Raw genomic sequence first — 16,411 nt, forward strand, 5'->3', positions numbered from 1 at the left:
GACGTTCCGGCTCCTCGGCCTTCCGGCGTTTCGAACCTCAGCCGATCTGCGTACCGGTCGCCGACAGCGCCTCGGTGACGGGCTGGAAGAAGGTCTCGCCGCCCGAGGTGCAGTCGCCGCTGCCGCCCGAGGTGAGGCCGATGGCCTTGTCGCCCGAGAAGAGCGAGCCGCCGCTGTCGCCGGGCTCGGCGCAGACGTCGGTCTGGACGAGGCCGTTGACGATGTCGCCGCTGCCGTAGTTCACGGTGGCGTCGAGGCCGGTGACCGTGCCGCTGTGGACCTGGGTGGTCGAGCCGCTGCGGGTGACCTTCATGCCGACGGTCGCCTCGGCGGCCCCGGAGATGGCCTGGGTGGAGCCGTTGTAGAGGTTGACCTCGCTGGGGTGGTCGACGTCCGCGGTGTACTTGACCAGGCCGTAGTCGTCGCCCGGGAAGCTGGAGTCCTCGTTCTCGCCGATGACCTGGCCGCCGGCGGACCACGTGGAGATGCCCTCGGTGCAGTGACCGGCCGTCAGGAAGAACGGCTCGCCGCCCTTGACCACGTTGAAGCCGAGGGAGCAGCGGCCACTGCCGCCGGTGATGGCGTCGCCGCCCGCGACGAAGGGCTTGTACTCGCCCTTGGTGCGCTTGAGTTCGGCCTTGGCCCCGAGGCCGTCCACGACCTTCGTGAGTCTCGCCAGCTCGGCCTTGGAGACGGTGCGGTCCGCGGTGACGACGACCTTGTTGGTGGTCGGGTCGGTGGCCCAGGCGGTGCCGGGGATGGTGGCGTCCGCCTTGAGGGTCGTCCGGGCGCTCTTCAGCTCGGCGAGGGAGTTCTCGACGATGCGGGCCTTGGCCCCGGCCGCCTCGACGGTCTCGGCGGCGGCCTCGTCGAGCACGTTCACGACGAGGAGCTTGCTCTTCGCGTCGTAATACGTTCCCGCGGCGTCGGCGCCGAGGTCCGTGTCGAGGGTCAGGGCGAGCTTTCCGGCCGCCGTGATGGAGAGCGCTTTCGGCGTGGGGGCCGGCGCGGTCTCGCTCGCGTTCGCAGTCTGGAAGGTCACTCCCGCGGCGACCAGTGCGGCGATGCCCGCACCCGTCACGACGGCACGGCGCCTGGGTATGCGTCGGTGCTTCAACTTACGTCCTCCTGTGGGGGGTTGGCCGACAGAGGCGTGAGGGCCCCGTTCGACCGGAAGGCGTACGGGCAAGGAGGCGACAGACGATAAAAAACGCCGCGTCCATGCCAACTGTGCGGCGCCAACTATTCCTAGGCGCGCAGGGGGCACACAAGGTCGACTTCAGGCCGAGCACACGACGAGGGCGCACGCCCCCTATGTCATTACCGTCCGGTAACGCCCCACCGCTCGGCCACGGGAATTCACACTGCAAACACAGGAAGCAACGACCTCCTACGCAACGGGTGAGGTCTAGTCCTGTCTGAAAATCGCCCCACGGAGGTCCGGATTCAAACGGGTCTCGTGGGGCGGCAGTTGCTTCCGCATCGACTTCTGGGGCATGCCAGGCGGCCATGGCGGGCGGCCACGGCGGAACATCGTCGCAAAAAGGCAGGGGCGCAGCCCCGGCTTTTCAGGGGCGCGGGGAACTGCGCGAGAAGCCCCACCGGCCCGCAGACGACTCACCGACTACGGCGCGCCGTGCGGCGGCGGCACGGCATGGGGCGGCGGCGGCACAGCATGGGGCGGCGGCGCACTGTGCGGCGGCGGTTGGGATACCCCCGGAGCCGGCGGAGCCCCTTGCTGGGCCCGCTCCAGGAACCGCAGCAGCTCCACCGGGAACGGCAGGACGAGCGTGGAGTTCTTCTCGGCCGCCACCGCCACCACGGTCTGCAGCAGCCGCAGTTGGAGCGCGGCGGGCTGCTCGGACATCTGCTTGGCGGCTTCCGCGAGCTTCTTGGAGGCCTGCAGCTCGGCGTCGGCGTTGATGACCCGGGCCCGGCGCTCCCGGTCGGCCTCGGCCTGCCGGGCCATGGACCGCTTCATGGTCTCGGGCAGCGACACGTCCTTGATCTCGACCCGGTCGATGGTGACGCCCCACTCCACCGCCGGACTGTCGATCATCAGCTCCAGCCCCTGGTTGAGCTTCTCCCGGTCGGCGAGCAGATCGTCCAGCTCGCTCTTGCCGATGATGGACCTGAGCGAGGTCTGGGCCATCTGGGAGACGGCGAACCGGTAGTCCTCCACCCGCACGATCGCGTCCGCCGCCGAGGTCACCTTGAAGTAGACGACGGCGTCCACCCTCACCGTGACGTTGTCCCGCGTGATGCCCTCCTGCGCGGGCACCGGCATCGTCACGATCTGCATGTTGACCTTCTGGAGCCGGTCGACGAACGGCACGACCATCGTGAAGCCGGGCCCACGCACCGCCGGCCTCAGCCGGCCGAGCCGGAAGACCACCCCCCGCTCGTACTGCTTCACGACCCGTGCCGCCGACACCACGTACACCGCGCCGACGGACGCGAGGGCCACCCCCGCCGTCACCAGCTCCTCGACCATCACGGCCCCCAGGGTCCGAAGTGGGCGTATGAGAGGGAGTACTCCGTGGGCGTCCGTGGGCGTATGAGAGGGAGTACTCACGGGCGGCGCACGCGCCTCGGCGCGCACCCGCACGCATCTCGAAGGTAACCCCGCCGCCCGAACGAGGGCGAGCCCCCGCACATCATGCGTGCGGGGGCTCTCCTGCTGCTGGCCGCAGCTGGGTGGGGCCGGTGCCGGGGGGAAGTGCGCCGGTTCCCGTTCGGCCTAGTAGACGCTGACGCCGTACGCGCTCAAGGCCTCGGTGACCGGCTGGAAGAAGGTCGTGCCACCGGAGGTGCAGTTGCCACTGCCGCCGGAGGTGAGACCGTACGCCACGCCGTTGCTGCCGTAGAGCGGGCCGCCGGAGTCGCCGGGCTCGGCGCAGACCGTGGTCTGGATCATGCCGTAGACGACGTCGCCGCCACCGTAGTTCACGGTCGCGTTGAGAGCGGTCACGCGTCCGGTACGGGTACCGGTGGTGGAGCCGGTGCGGATGACATTGGTGCCGACACTCGGGGTGGCCGCGCTGGTGATGTCCACGCTGCCCGCGGTGCCGTCCTTGGCGATGGTCGTGTTGCTGTAGCGCACGAGGCCGTAGTCGTTGGTCGGGAAGCTCGACCCGGCGGTCGGGCCGAGGACCGTGGTGCGGCCGGAGTTGGAGTACCAGGTGCCCGCGCCGTCGGTGCAGTGACCGGCCGTCACGAAGTAGTAGGTGCTCCCGCTGCGGACGTTGAAGCCGAGGGAGCAGCGCCAGCTACTCGCATAGATGGCGTCCCCGCCCTTGATCAACTTGTTGAACTTGCCCGGGGTCCGCTTGATCGTCAGGGCGCCGGCGTTCTCGCCCGCCGCCTCCTTGATCTGAGCGAGCTCGCCCTGGGAGACGGTGCTGTCGATCGTGACGACGACCTTGTCCGTCGCCGGGTCGATGGCCCAGGCGGTGCCCGGGATATCGGCCTTGAGTACCGATGAGCTGGCACTCTTGAGCTCGGATGCGCTGAACGTCTGGGTGCCTGCCGCGTTGGCGGTGGGGACCGTGACGGCGGCCGCGGCCGCGAGTCCGGCGGTCACGGCGATCAGCCGGGTCCGTCTCGCTATACCGCTGCGGGGGGTGGTGCGCTTGATCCTCACTAGTCGTTCCCTCCAAAGGGAAGTCGGGGGCCCGCGTGGGGTCGGGGCCCGTGAGGCGCAGATCAGGGGCATCGGTCCGGATTCCGGACACGCCGTGCCCCTGACAAGGCGCTGGGGGGAAGTATTCGGCCGTACCGCCGACCCACGCAAGGGTGCCTTTCGGCCTCTCGGAATCCAACCGGCGTTCCTTCCACGACAGTTGATTCCACCAGGCCATATGTGGGGGTTGTGTGTGAATCCTGATCGGCTCCCGGAGGAATCGGCTGACGGGTCGTCGGAGCAGGCCGCAGGGCCCGGAAGCTTCGATCACCACTATCGTCGGACGCGACCGCGGACACCGCCCGAGGCGGCCGGTCGGAGTATCCGGGTCCACCGCCCGGGGGTGTCCGGAAGTCATGTGTTGGGCCGTTCGGCCGGTCGGTCCCGCCGCACGGGCCCGAGCCCGACCCGGTTCGGTCCGCCGCACGGGCTCGGGCAGTCCGAGGTGCGAGCGCAGCGTCGTGCCCGGTACTCCGTACGGAAGACACCCCCTCTCCTGGGGCAGCGGCACGACCGGTCCACGAAGTCGTCGAGCCCGCCGGGCGTCGGATGCGGGACGAGGATGACCGCCACCGGCCGACGGCCGCCCCGGCGGCCGGCCGTCGGGGCGGCACCGGCCCGCACGAACTCCTCCCCCCACGGCGGCGAGCGCCTCCGGCCCTCCGGCTTCACTCCCTTTCGCTCCCTGGACGGAGGTGTGGTGGACACCGGGAAAGTACGCCGCTGATGCACCTGGACCCGCTTCGGTGCCCGTACGGTCACGACGCTCCCCCTGTCGCTCCCCCTGCCACGGCGTACCGGTGGGCCGGCCGGGCGAGGCCGAGGTGTTCCCGGAGCGTGCTGCCCGGGTAGAAGGTGCGGAACAGTCCGCGGTGCTGGAGCAAGGCCACCGTCCCGTTGACGAGTCGCTCCAGGTCACGGTGCGGTTCGATGGGGACGAGGTGGAAACCGTCCGCGGCCCCGGCCCGGTGCCAGGCGATGATCAGCTCGGCGAGGTCGACGGGCCCGCCCCGGTACAGCGGACCGTGCGCGGACTGGCGCGGACCTCCCCCACCGTGCCCCGGCTCGGCCGCGTACTCACCACCGCCGAGATCCACTCGGAGGCTCACCAGAACCCGCAGCTCATCGGGGTCCCGCCCGAACCCGGCTGCCGCGTCCCGCAGTTCCTTCCGTACGGTGTCGGCGTGGGCCGGGTCGGCGACCCGCAGGAGTGCGACATCCGCGTACCGGGCGGCGGTCCCGCGACTGTCCTCCTCGGTCGCGTCGACGACCCGCACCGGATGGCCCTGCGGCGGCCGGGGCACGATCGAGGGCCCCCGGACGGAGAGCCCGATGCCCTCGACCCCCTCGAAGTCGACGTGACGCACCTTCTCCCGGTCGACGAAGCGCCCGGTCCCGACTTCCCGGATCCCGGCGTCGCCCTCCCGGCTGTCCCCCAACCGGGCGGCCAGATCGGCCACTTCGCCGGCCTCCCCCCACAGCACGTCGCCGGACCCGGCTCGCCGCCGCCCGAACGGCCGGGCCCCGTCCTCCGTGCCCGACACCTCGATCCACCACCCGGCCCGTCCCAGGCTGACCCGGTCGAGCGTCGCCACGGCCGCCCGCACGCGGAACGGCTCGGTGTGCGTCGTCGCCACGACCGGCACCAGCCCGATCCGCGCGGTCTCCGGCGCCACCCGCGCAGACACCGCCAACGCCTCCGGCCCCGGACCCGGCCGCCCGGACGCATCCCCCACCGTCACGAAATCCAGCGCGCCACGCTCCGCGAGCCGAGCGAGTTCGACAAACGCCCCCACGCCGCACACCGCCTGCTGATCAATGGCCGCGGCCAGGTGCAATCGCCCTCGCCCGTACGCCGATCCCATACCGACCAACCTCTCCACCACTCCGACCACACGCCCCGGGGACGCCCGCCCCGACACTTACGCAAACCCACTCAATTCCCCGACCCCGGCACTTCGTTCGCGGACGGGCCCAAGAGGCTCTTCGCTCCGTTCGCGGACGGGCCGAAGAGGGTCTTCGCTCCGTTCGCGGACGGGCCGAAGAGGGTCTTCGACGCGAAGACCAGCCCCCTCACCTCACCTCACCGCCACCATCGGCTCGACCTGGACGAGACCCTCTCTCCGCCCCCCGCCTCGCCCTTCTCCTCCGCCGCGACGGCGATCCGCCACGACTGCGATCCGCCACGGCGTCGCCGCCCGGCGGTCGCGAACGGCCGCAACCCCCTGTCGGCCCACCCCTCATCCCGCACCCCTCACGCGGCCGCGCGGCACCCCAGGTCGCACAGAAACGCGAGGACGGCCCGAGCCGTCGCGTCGTTCTGCCGGAAGGCGGGGCCACCCGTTCGCGGCCGGGTGAAGGCGCCCGGCGTACGGCTGTTCGTGTAGGGCCCGAGGGCGAAGCGTCGAGGGTGGGGGCGCCCGGACCGGTCCAGCACACGCCCGTCCGCGGCGTCGACGGCGACCAGCCCCTCCGCCGTCTCGACGACGCCCCCGTCCTCGTACAGCTCGCGCAGCATCCCGTCGCGGACCCGCGCGAGCGTCGGCTCCGGCAACCGCGCCTCGACCAGCGCCCTCGCCTCGACCGACTCCCCGGGCACGGTCGCACTGGACGCCCGGAACACCCCGCCCTCGGCGGTCACGCCCATGTCCGCCCCGACGAAGTGCAGGACGCCGGCCCGTGACAGGGCGAGCATCTGCCGCAGCCGGGGCCCGGGCGGCCCGGAGGCTAGGTAGCTGAAGAACCCGTGCCACCAGGACCCGACGTCACCGAGCCGGATCAACTGCCCGTAGACGGACAACAGCCCGAAGAAGATCCCCAGGTCAGCACTGAACGACCGGTCGTGACGGCGCGACAGGTCGGCCGCGACATAGCCGCGCAGGCCGTCCTGGAACTCCTCGTACGACCCGTACCGCACCCCCTCCAGCGGACGGTCCAGCGCGGCCAGGTCCAGCCGGTCGGCCGCGTCCGGCACCGCCGACGCCACCAGCACCGCCCGCTCCCCCGCGTCCATCGCCGCGTACTTCTCCTCGAAGTCCGCCCAGGCCATGGCCGTCCGCTCGGGATGAGCCGTGAACAGCCGGTGGTAGTGCGCGAAGCCCAACTCCTTCTCCACCAAGGGCCACACATCACGCCGGAAGTCGAACCCGCCCACTCTGTGCAGCAGTTCGTCGACCTCGGCCGGGCCGAAGAACCTCGGCAGCGGCGGCCGTTCCCCCTCCAGCTCGTACCCGATCTTCGAGTGGTACGGCACCCCGCGCCGCGACCCGACGTACAGCACGGGCTCCCGCCCGGACGGGTGATACGTCACCTCCCCGTCCGTGTCCGCCGCGTCCCCCTCGTACCGCCCGCCGCGCCCCTCCGTCAGCAGCACCATGAGGTCGACGAAGGCGAGCCCGAAGCCCCGCACGAGCACCGGCTCTCCGAGGGCCAGCGAAGACAGGTCACTGTCCGCGGTGAAGTCGGGCGGCAGATGGACGAGTCCGTGGGCGCGGGCGTACTCCGCCAATTCCCGCTGTTCGTCCTTGAGTTCGGCGTCCAGATGACCGAGCGCGAGGACGACGAGGTCCGCGAGCAGCGGACGCGGGCGCCCCTCCAGCCACACCTGCTGACGCCCTTCACGCGGACCACTGACCCGCAGCGCCCGCAGCGGGTGGTGGTGGACGGTGACCCCCTCGGGCAGGTCGGCCACGGCACTCTCGTGCACCCAGCGCAGATACTCGCCCTGGGTCCGCCGGTCCGAGAAGACCCGCCCGTCGAGGCCCGCCCACTCGTGCAGGGTGGGCCCCTCCCGCACGGGCCCCTCCATCCGCACCGTCTCGTCCGTGAACATGGTGATGTCCTCGGCCTGCGAGTTCATCCACAGCAACGACGACTGGTCCGACCGCCAGATACGCCCGGCACCCGGCGCATGAGGATCGACGAGATGGATGTCGAAGCCCACGCCCCCATACAACTCACCGGCGTTGGCGGCGAGCCGCTCGATCAGTCCGGTACCACGCGGCCCGGCCCCGACGATCACCAGGGACGGCCGCACGGAAAGCGGGGACAGGGGGGAAAGGGAGGGGTGAGGAGAAGAGGCAGACGGCATGCGAAGGGCTCCGTGATGTCCGAGTCGAACACGGGTGCCTTCACACGGAGCGCGTCCGTGGGAGTGGACGCGGGCGACCGAGCCCCTCAGCAACGGTCTGCGCCGAGAGTACGGCGGACTTTCCCCTCGCTGTCAAGGTGGTCCGAACTGTGAGCGCTACGTCTCAGGCCGGTTGACGCACAATCGGATGCCTGTTCCACTTAACCCCATGCATCCGCAGCAGTGGCTGGTCACGCGCTCCCACATCGACTTCGGTCGAGTGTGGTCCTCGTCCTGTTGAGCTGACCCGACCCCACTGCGCGCCCCGATTCCGAGGGGCGCCGTTCGCGTTCTCTCCCGGCCTTCACACGCGCACCCCTCCCCTCGCGTTCCCCGCTTGCCCGATCACGCCCGGCTGCCGTCTCAGCAGTCACACCCGCAGCACTCGCACGCCTCACAGCAGTCACAGTCCCGGCAGCAGCCCTCGCGCTTCTTCCGGGACCAGGGGCCCTCGTACTCCTTCGCACAGCACAACTGGCAGGTGCAGCACAGCAGCGAGAACATCCCGCATCCCGCCCAGAACCCCCGCCGCTGCGGTGGCTGCGGCGACGGCACCCCACCGAAGCCTCCGCCACCACCGCCATGACCACCACCCGAAGGAGCCCCACCGCCTCCGGCGTACGGATTCCCACCGCCCGCGTACGGATCCCCGGCCGCGCCCGCGTACGGATTCCCCGGCACCGGCGCCCCACCCTGCTGATGCGCCGAACACGCCGGCACCGCCCCGAACGCCCGGTCCACCGACCTGCGCAGTTCGTGCACGAGCAACAGATGGGCCAGCTTGCCGTCCACGAAGTCGGCCTCACGCAGGGCGAGCCGGATGCCGTGCAGGGCGTCGTCGGCGAGCCGCCGGGCCTCGGCGAGGGAGGTGCCCGTGGCGGTCAGCGGGTTCCACGCGCCGGCGGCGGCGTCGGCGGCCCGGTCCTCGACCGCGTCCAGCAGATGAGCGAGCCGCCCGAAGAGGCGCCCGGCCTCGGCGAGCGGTTCGGCGTTGCCGGGGCGGCCGGCCAGGATCGCGGTGTGCGCGAAGGCCGCCGCGGTCGCCGTCTCCGTCGGTTCGGTGACCGTCAGGAGCGGGGTGCCCGGCCCGGCGAGCGCCTCGATGCCGAGCTGCCGGTCCACGGCGTCGACCAGCACCGCCGTGTCGAACCCGATGTCCGATCCCGTACGCGCCCCCGCGCGCCCCCAACTCGTCGCGATCCGGCGCGCGGCGCGCGCCACCGGCTTGCGCGCGAGCATTCCATCCCCGTCGGCCACATGGTCACGCACCTTGGCCGAGGCGAGCACCAGCGAGACGGAGGCGGCGAGCCGCGCGCCCTCGCCCTGCGCGACGGAGGCGGTGCGCATCCCGCGCAGCGGACAGGGGCCGGCGGTGCGCCGCCAGTCGGTGGTGCGCTCGGCCTGAGCCTCTGTCAGAACCGAGACCAGCAGACCGTCGTAATTAGTGACAACCCGGGCGAATTGCCCGTGGTCTCCGCGCAGCGCGAGACAGAGCCCGCACAGATGCGCCATCCATTGCGTCCGCAGCCCTTCACCCAGCCGATGGCTACAGGGCCTCACTATTCCGAACACGACACTCCCCCGTGGCTCCCCGTGTCTCCGCGCGCTCGCCGGAGTCGCCGCATCGTAGCCGCCGGAACGTTCACCCGGACGTACCAGGACTCACCCAAACGCCGTGAACAATATTATTTCACTCCCTGTCAGCAGGTGTGTACAGCGGAGCCCTTGGGGCACATGGACTCTCGACGAATTCGTTCTGCACCAGTACCGTCACGAAACCCCCGTGCGGCGCCTATCCACTTGGCGAGACATCCGCATCATGGACGACGATAGGGATGCGGAAAGCACGAAAGACCGCTGCGAGAGGAGGCGTCCATGGGATCGGTGCGCAAGGCGAGTGCCTGGCTTGGCCTCGTCGACGACAACGATGACGAGCGTTACTACGACGACGACTACGCCGATGAGCGGGAGTCCGGCTCCGGCGAGGCCTGGGTCACCGACCCTCGCGTCAAGGTCGCGTCCGAGTCCGCGCAGGACCAGGGCCGCCGCATCGGCACGGTCACGCCGGACAGCTTCCGTGACGCCCGGCACATCGGCGAGCTGTTCCGGGACGGCGTCCCGGTGATCATGAACCTCACGAACATGGAGGCCGCCGACGCCAAGCGCGTCGTCGACTTCGCGGCCGGCCTGATCTTCGGTCTGCGCGGTTCGATCGAGCGGGTGTCCAACCGTGTGTTCCTGCTGACCCCCTCCGACACGGAGATCGTCAGCGGCGAGGTCGCGAGCCGCCCGGTCGACGGCTTCTTCAACCAGAGCTGAGGCAAGGTCGCTCGCCGGCCCCGCCCTCCGGCGCGCGGTCGGACGACCCGTACGACGCGCTTCATCGGAAGGCGTCGAGACCGGTGAGCGCCTTGCCCAGCACGAGTTGGTGCATTTCGACGGTGCCCTCGTAGGTGAGCACGGACTCCAGATTCGTCGCGTGCCGCATCACCGGGTACTCCAGGGAAATCCCGTTCGCGCCGAGAATCGTGCGGGCGGTACGGCAGATCTCGATCGCCTCTCGTACGTTGTTCAGCTTGCCGAAGCTGATCTGCTCGGGACGGAGCCGTCCCGCGTCCATCCGCCGCCCCAGATGGTGGGCGAGCAGAATCCCCTTGTGCAACTCGACCGCCATGTCGGCGAGTTTGGCCTGGGTGAGCTGGAATCCCCCGATCGGCTTCCCGAACTGCTCCCGCGTCCTGGCATATTCGACGGCCGACTCGAAACACGCCCGAGCGGCACCCATCGAGCCCCACACGATTCCGTAGCGGGCGTGCGAAAGACAACTCAGTGGGCCTTTCAGCCCCTTGACCTCCGGCAGTACGGCATCGGCGGGCAACCGTACGTCGTCCAGGACGAGTTCACTGGTGACGGAGGCGCGCAGAGACCATTTGTGCTTGATCTCCGGCGCGGAGAACCCGGCGGTGTCCGTGGGTACGACGAACCCCCGAACGCCGTCCTCGGTCTGCGCCCACACCACGGCGACCCCGGCGACGGACCCGTTGGTGATCCACATCTTCCGCCCGTCGAGAACCCAGTCGCCGCCGTCCCGCTTGGCGTACGTACGCATCGACGCCGGGTCGGAGCCGTGGTCGGGCTCGGTCAGCCCGAAGCACCCGATCACCTCACCGGAGGCCATCCGCGGCAGCCACGCCTGCTTCTGCTCCTCGCTCCCGAACCGGTGAATGGCGTACATCGCGAGCGATCCCTGCACGGACACGAGCGACCGGATCCCCGAGTCCGCCGCCTCCAGCTCCAGACAGGCGAGCCCGTACTGCACGGCGCTCGCCCCCGCGCACCCGTACCCCTGGAGCGACATCCCCAGCGCCCCGATCGCGCCCAACTCCCGCGCCAACTCCCGGATCCCGGGCAACTCCCCCTGCTCGTACCACTCGGCGACCTGCGGCAACACCCGATCCGCCGCCCACCTCCGCACGGTGTCCCGCACGGCGAGATCCTCGGGTTCGAGCAGATCGTCGAGGCCGAGAAAATCGGCGGGGTCGAAGCTCATGGGTGCACCTCCGGCTCACAAAACTAGCGACGCTAAGCACACTACCCAGCCGTCCCTGGCTGCGGGCAGTCGTGCGGCCAGGGGCGTTGGGGATCCCTCCCGTTCGAGCGGAGCCGAGAGCGGGGGAGGGGGAGGGCGGGCGCAGCGGCACCCGGCAAGCGCAGGTCAGCGAGACCCCGCCCCGAGCTCAGCCCCGAGCCTCAGCCCCGACGAAGGGCGCCCCGGCGACTCAGCGCACCGACTCCGCCCGTACAGGCGTCGCCGTCTTGGCCTCCCGAGGCCCCGGCACCTCCGCAGGGCCCCCGCACTCCATCCCCCGTGGCAACCGCAGGGCCATCACCGCGCCGAGCACCAACAGCGCCGCGCTCACCAGCAGCGTCACATGCAGCCCGTGGACGAAGGAGTCGCGGGCGGCATGCCGCAGGGCCTCGCCCGCGGGCCCGCCCAGCCGGTCGGCGACCTCGTAGGCCTCGCCCAGCGAGTGCCCGGCGGCGTGGGAGGCCGAGCCGGGAACCCCGGGCACGGACGACAGCCCGGGAGCGTACGCCGCGTTCATCACGCTGCCGAGGAGCGCGATACCGATGCCGGCGCCCAGCTGGTAGGAGGTCTCACCGATCGCGGCCGCCCCGCCCGCGGACGACGCGGGCGCCTCGCTCAGCATGGACTCGTAAGCACCGAAGAGGGTGGTCTCCAGACCGAAGCCCAGCAGGACGAACCCGGCGAGCAGCAACCCCGCGTTGTCATGGCGCCCCATGGCCGTCAGCAGGACCACCGCGACGGCGGTGAGGCAGAAGCCGAGGGAGACCATGCGGCGCGGCCCGAAGCGGTGCAGCAGATGGGAGCCGACGAGCCCGGCCGCCATCGCGGCGATGGTCAGCGGCAGCAGCCGTAGGCCCGTCTCCAGCGGGGACAGTCCGAGGACCAGTTGCAGATACTGCGCGGCGATCAGCTCCAGCCCCACCAGCGCGAGCATCGCCAGGACGATGCAGCCGACGGAGGTGCTGAACGCGGGGCGCGCGAACATCCGCAGGTCGACCAGCGGATGCGTCCGGCGCCGCTGCCGTCGTACGAACGCGATCAACAGTCCGCCGCCGCAGAGCAGCGCGAGCGCGGTGCCCGGGTCGAACGGCGGGTGCCCGCCGCCGAGCCGCTTCACGGCGAAGACGACACCGAAGAGGCCGACGGCGGCCATCAGGGCGCCGACCACGTCCCAGGGGCCGTCGCGGTCGCCCGTCGACTCGGGCAGCAGCAGCCGTCCGATCGGCAGGCTGACGAGCATCAGCGGGATGTTGACGAGGAAGACCGAGCCCCACCAGAAGTGCTCCAGCAGGAACCCGCCGAGCAGCGGTCCGACAGCCGCGCCCACGGCGGCGACCGCGCTCCAGATGCCGATGGCGAACGCCCGTTCGCGCCGGTCGGGGAAGACCTGGCGCAGGATCGACAGCGTCGCGGGCATGATCATCGCACCGCCGACGCCGAGCAGGGCGCGGGCCGCGATCAGGACCTGGGGGTTGTCGGCACAGGCCGCGAGGGCGGAGGCGACGCCGAAGAGGGCGTATCCGAGGAGGAGGATCCGTCTGCGGCCGACCCGGTCGCCGAGGGTGCCGAAGAGGATCAGCAGCGAGGCGCAGACCAGCGGGTAGACGTCGACGATCCAGAGCAGCTCCATGCCGCTCGGCTTGATGTCCTCGGTGACGGCGGGTACCGCCACATGCAGCACGGTGGCGTCGACGGCGACGAGCAGCAGGCTGACGCAGAGGACGACGAGGACGACCCAGCGGTTGGCACCGGCCCCGGCCTCCCGGCGGCGTCGCACAGCGGCCGTGGGCGTCCCGGACATGTACGTACCTCCCAGATGCTCTCGCGTTCGGCGGTACCAACGGGGTGGGGACTCCCCGACAGCCACGGCCCGGGAGGAGCGGCGTCCCGGACCCGCGCAACGAAAGGCGAGCGAGCCGACAGCGTACGCGAGTCCCGGCCGGTGAAAAGTGGCGGGTGTCTCATGGAACCCTCATGTGACGTGTGGCATACGCCACGCCCCGAGCCGCGCACCGGTCCTCCATGACTCCTTCATCACTCGTCCGTGGTTCGCCCGTCACCGTCCATCACGGACCACCACGTGACCGCGTCCCGGCCGGTTCCCGGCTCCGCCGATAATCGAGCGCGTGACCGATCTTGCTACGCGCCCGGCGCCGCCTCTCCTGAGACGGGCCGCCCCCGCGCTCCTCGGGTACATCGCCGTGCGCGCCCTGGGCCTCGTCGCCCTGGCCGTGTGGAGCGCGGCGCGCGACAAGAGCGCCCTGACGCTGCTGTCGGCCCGCTGGGACTCGCTCTGGTACACCCGCGTCGCCGAACTCGGTTACGGCTACGAGGTGCGCCTGCCGAACGGCGACGTCCACTCGAACCTGGCGTTCTTCCCGCTGCTGCCGTGGCTGGAGCGGGCGGTGTCGGCGGTGACCCCGCTGTCGTACGCCCATGCCGGTCTCGTCGTCGGCACGCTCGCCTCGCTCGCCGCGGCCTGGGGGATCTTCGCGGTCGCCGACCAGGTGTACGGGCGTCGGGTCGGGGTGTGCGCGGTGCTGCTGTGGGCCGTGCTGCCGGTCGGGGTCGTGCAGTCGATGGCGTACACGGAGTCGCTGTTCACCGCGCTGGCCGCCTGGTCGCTGTACGCGGTCCTCACCGGCCGCTGGGTGACGGCGGGCACCCTGGCCGCCCTCGCCGGGCTGACCCGTCCGGTGGGGCTCGCGGTGGTCGCGGCGGTCTGGGCGGCGGCGATCGCGTCGTACCTCCGGGAACGGCGACACGCGCCCGCTCCCCCGTTCGTACGGAACCGGAGTGCGGAGGTATCGAACAGCGCTCACCTCTGGCCGCGCGCCCTCGGCATGCTTCTCGCACCCCTGGGTGCCACCGGCTATGTCCTGTGGGTCGGCCGTCGCACCGGCAAGGGCCCGCTGGGCTATCTCGACGTCCAGGCGGGTTGGCGCAACGGCTTCGACGGCGGCTACGCCTTCGCGCGCTTCGTCGCCGACAAGTTCACGTCGTTCCCGTCGGCTCTCGCGGGTGTCGGACTGATCATCGGGGTGGCGTCGATCATTTGGCTGTACGCGGTGTGCGTACGACAGGGGCACCCGCTTCCCCTGCTGGTCTACGCGGGGGTCGTCACCGCGCTGGCCCTGTGCGCGTCGAGCTACTTCGGCTCGAAGCCGCGCCTGCTGATGCCCGCCTTCCCCCTGCTGCTGCCTCTCGCCCGGACCCTCGCCGGAGCGCGTACGCCCAGGTCAGCGACGGTTCTCAGCGGTGTCGCGGTGGTGTCGGCGCTCTACGGGGCGTTCTGGCTGAATGGCTCCGGTCCGCCATGACCGCCCGCGACGGACAGCGAGCGGGCGGGTAATTCCACGCGAGCATTCGGTGAACGAATTCAAAAGGGCCGTAAACGACCGCCCCGTATGAGGCCATGGAATTGAAGGCCGAGTGGCGCAACGATTCGTCATTCAGCAGAAATAAACATCATTCTGAGAGCAATCCCACATCACGGCGTCATCACAAACCCGGTGATTCACGCCGCGTCGGAGCTCACTCGCTGTAACGTCGATTGAGTGCGTACCGAACTAAAGCCGACCCGTCTGGACCGGGTCTTCTCCAGGCTGGACCGTGAGCCGGAACGACCGGCCCACATCGATGTGCCGGTGATGACCTGGCACCGGGTGGTGCTCTTCGCCTCCACCCTGGCCTTCTACGTGGCCATCGTGTGGGCCGTCGTGATCACCTCGTGGCTGGTCCGGCTCGACTGGCAGATCATGTTCTTCCGGCCGTACCAGCAGTGGCAGCAGATCCACGCCTTCCTGGACTACTACGTCGTCCTGGGCCAGCGCGGCCCCACCGCCGTGATGGTCGCCGCCTGGCTGGGCTGGCGCTCGTGGAGACAGCACACCCTGCGCCCGATGCTCGCGCTCGGTGTCTCGCTGCTGCTGCTGAACATCACGGTCGGCGCCGCCAAGATCGGCATGGGCCGGCTCGGCCCGCACTACGCCACCGAGATCGGCTCCAACGAGATGTGGCTGGGCGGCGACATATTTCCTTCGGGACACACCGCCAACGCCGTGGTGACCTGGGGCATCCTGGCCTATCTGGCGTCGACGCCCAGGGCCAGGCGCTGGCTGTCCGCGCTGTCCGCCGTGATCTCGCTCGGTGTCGGTCTCACCACGGTCTACCTCGGTACGCACTGGTTGAGCGACGTCCTGCTGGGCTGGGCCGCCGGTCTGCTGATCATGCTGGGGCTGCCCTGGTTCGAGCCGCTGATCGCCCGCGCCGAGGCCTGGCTCTTCTCGCTGCGGGACACCTGGCGCGACCGTCGTACAGCGCCCGTGCCGGCGTCTGCGCCCGTATCCGCGCCGACGCCCACCACCGTGGGCACGGCCTCGCTGCGCAAGCCCGGCGAGGAGCCCGCGAGCGTCCGGGAGACCGGTATCGCGGCCCGCGCCGCCCACCCCCCGATCGTGCCGCTGCATCTGCCTCCCGGGCCGCATCTGACCAGGTCGGAGCGGAGCCCGGTGACCCCGCTCGGGACCCGTCGACCGCCCCACGCGGACCGGGTGGCACGCAACGCGCCCTCGGCCCGACCGGTCGCGGGCGGCTGACACGAGACAGCGGGGCCGGTACGCACAGCCCATGCCCCGCACGGCGAAGGCCCGGCTCCGAAGTGAGCCGGGCCTTCGCCCGTCCCGGGCCTGACGACGCTTCTGTTCAGCCCTTCCAGGCGCGCCTCACCCGGCCGTCCTCGACCTCGAGGTTCAGCCGGCCGAAGCGGTACTCCATGGTGATGATCGCGCCCGGTGGCAGCTTCCTGACAGTGGACCAGCCGTGTTCCAGGGCGCGGCGCTCGGCGCTCGGCGCCTCCAGTCCGACGTAGGTGTCGGGGTCGTCCCGGGGCTCTTCGGAGGGGGTGGGAATGGGTGCCATGACCGCCACGGTAGGCGGCCGGAGGTCCCGCTGTCCTCCCGCAGTCACGCTTCTGTCACAGAACCACGACACGCGTTTCGGCCCAACTCAG

At 70.8% G+C, this 16,411-nt stretch carries 12 protein-coding genes and 1 pseudogene; 3 read left to right on the plus strand and 10 right to left on the minus strand.

The features are described 5' to 3' along the window. Positions 1-37 precede the first annotated feature (37 nt). From OG272_RS10235 to OG272_RS10265, 7 genes and pseudogenes are all read right to left on the minus strand, one after another. On the minus strand, positions 38-1,117 hold the full coding sequence (locus OG272_RS10235; protein WP_327730415.1) for a S1 family peptidase: 1,080 nt from the start codon (positions 1,115-1,117) through the stop codon (positions 38-40). Positions 1,118-1,624: 507 nt separating this feature from the next. After that, positions 1,625-2,494 (minus strand): slipin family protein, encoded by an 870-nt coding sequence (locus OG272_RS10240; RefSeq protein ID WP_326585889.1) that lies wholly within the window; start codon positions 2,492-2,494, stop codon positions 1,625-1,627. A gap of 246 nt (positions 2,495-2,740) precedes the next feature. After that, positions 2,741-3,643 (minus strand): S1 family peptidase, encoded by a 903-nt coding sequence (locus tag OG272_RS10245; RefSeq protein ID WP_326583849.1) that lies wholly within the window; start codon positions 3,641-3,643, stop codon positions 2,741-2,743. A gap of 463 nt (positions 3,644-4,106) precedes the next feature. Next, positions 4,107-4,312 (minus strand): annotated as a pseudogene (locus OG272_RS10250) (hypothetical protein); the annotation flags it as partial. 128 nt (positions 4,313-4,440) lie between these two features. Continuing rightward, positions 4,441-5,547: an LLM class flavin-dependent oxidoreductase gene (locus tag OG272_RS10255; protein WP_327730414.1), complete on the minus strand. Its 1,107-nt coding sequence runs from the start codon at positions 5,545-5,547 to the stop codon at positions 4,441-4,443. A gap of 389 nt (positions 5,548-5,936) precedes the next feature. After that, positions 5,937-7,703, minus strand: coding sequence for an FAD/NAD(P)-binding protein (locus tag OG272_RS10260; protein WP_405896005.1), 1,767 nt, complete (start codon positions 7,701-7,703; stop codon positions 5,937-5,939). 471 nt (positions 7,704-8,174) lie between these two features. After that, positions 8,175-9,383: a DUF5685 family protein gene (locus OG272_RS10265; protein WP_405893127.1), complete on the minus strand. Its 1,209-nt coding sequence runs from the start codon at positions 9,381-9,383 to the stop codon at positions 8,175-8,177. A 303-nt stretch (positions 9,384-9,686) separates the two neighbouring features. On the opposite strand from OG272_RS10265, the gene OG272_RS10270 reads away from it, so the two are divergent. Further along, complete coding sequence (locus tag OG272_RS10270; protein WP_326583845.1) at positions 9,687-10,130, plus strand: cell division protein SepF; 444 nt, start codon at positions 9,687-9,689, stop codon at positions 10,128-10,130. A gap of 61 nt (positions 10,131-10,191) precedes the next feature. Here the strand turns inward: OG272_RS10270 and OG272_RS10275 are convergent, their stop codons facing one another. Continuing rightward, positions 10,192-11,361 (minus strand): acyl-CoA dehydrogenase family protein, encoded by a 1,170-nt coding sequence (locus tag OG272_RS10275; protein ID WP_328222667.1) that lies wholly within the window; start codon positions 11,359-11,361, stop codon positions 10,192-10,194. Positions 11,362-11,590: 229 nt separating this feature from the next. Then, a complete protein-coding gene (locus OG272_RS10280; protein WP_326583843.1) occupies positions 11,591-13,201 on the minus strand; it encodes an MFS transporter in 1,611 nt (536 codons plus the stop codon). 325 nt (positions 13,202-13,526) lie between these two features. On the opposite strand from OG272_RS10280, the gene OG272_RS10285 reads away from it, so the two are divergent. Together OG272_RS10285 and OG272_RS10290 are read left to right on the plus strand one after the other, a co-directional pair. Beyond that, complete coding sequence (locus tag OG272_RS10285; RefSeq protein WP_405893128.1) at positions 13,527-14,720, plus strand: glycosyltransferase family 39 protein; 1,194 nt, start codon at positions 13,527-13,529, stop codon at positions 14,718-14,720. A gap of 237 nt (positions 14,721-14,957) precedes the next feature. Next, positions 14,958-15,998 (plus strand): phosphatase PAP2 family protein, encoded by a 1,041-nt coding sequence (locus OG272_RS10290; protein ID WP_326583841.1) that lies wholly within the window; start codon positions 14,958-14,960, stop codon positions 15,996-15,998. A 106-nt stretch (positions 15,999-16,104) separates the two neighbouring features. On the opposite strand, the gene OG272_RS10295 is transcribed toward OG272_RS10290, so the two are convergent. Further along, positions 16,105-16,320 carry an I78 family peptidase inhibitor gene (locus OG272_RS10295; protein WP_326583840.1) on the minus strand — a complete coding sequence of 72 codons (216 nt, stop codon included), beginning with the start codon at positions 16,318-16,320 and terminating at the stop codon, positions 16,105-16,107. Positions 16,321-16,411: the final 91 nt, after the last annotated feature.

It is taken from the genome of Streptomyces sp. NBC_00104 (assembly GCF_045160825.1).
In the GTDB taxonomy this organism is placed as follows: domain Bacteria; phylum Actinomycetota; class Actinomycetes; order Streptomycetales; family Streptomycetaceae; genus Streptomyces.

Coding starts and splice junctions, on each gene's coding strand:
- OG272_RS10240 (WP_326585889.1), bottom strand. CDS start 2,494: ATGGTCGAGGAGCTGGTGACGGCGGGGGTGGCCCTCGCGTCCGTCGGC.
- OG272_RS10255 (WP_327730414.1), bottom strand. CDS start 5,547: ATGGGATCGGCGTACGGGCGAGGGCGATTGCACCTGGCCGCGGCCATT.
- OG272_RS10270 (WP_326583845.1), top strand. CDS start 9,687: ATGGGATCGGTGCGCAAGGCGAGTGCCTGGCTTGGCCTCGTCGACGAC.
- OG272_RS10275 (WP_328222667.1), bottom strand. CDS start 11,361: ATGAGCTTCGACCCCGCCGATTTTCTCGGCCTCGACGATCTGCTCGAA.
- OG272_RS10280 (WP_326583843.1), bottom strand. CDS start 13,201: ATGTCCGGGACGCCCACGGCCGCTGTGCGACGCCGCCGGGAGGCCGGG.
- OG272_RS10295 (WP_326583840.1), bottom strand. CDS start 16,320: ATGGCACCCATTCCCACCCCCTCCGAAGAGCCCCGGGACGACCCCGAC.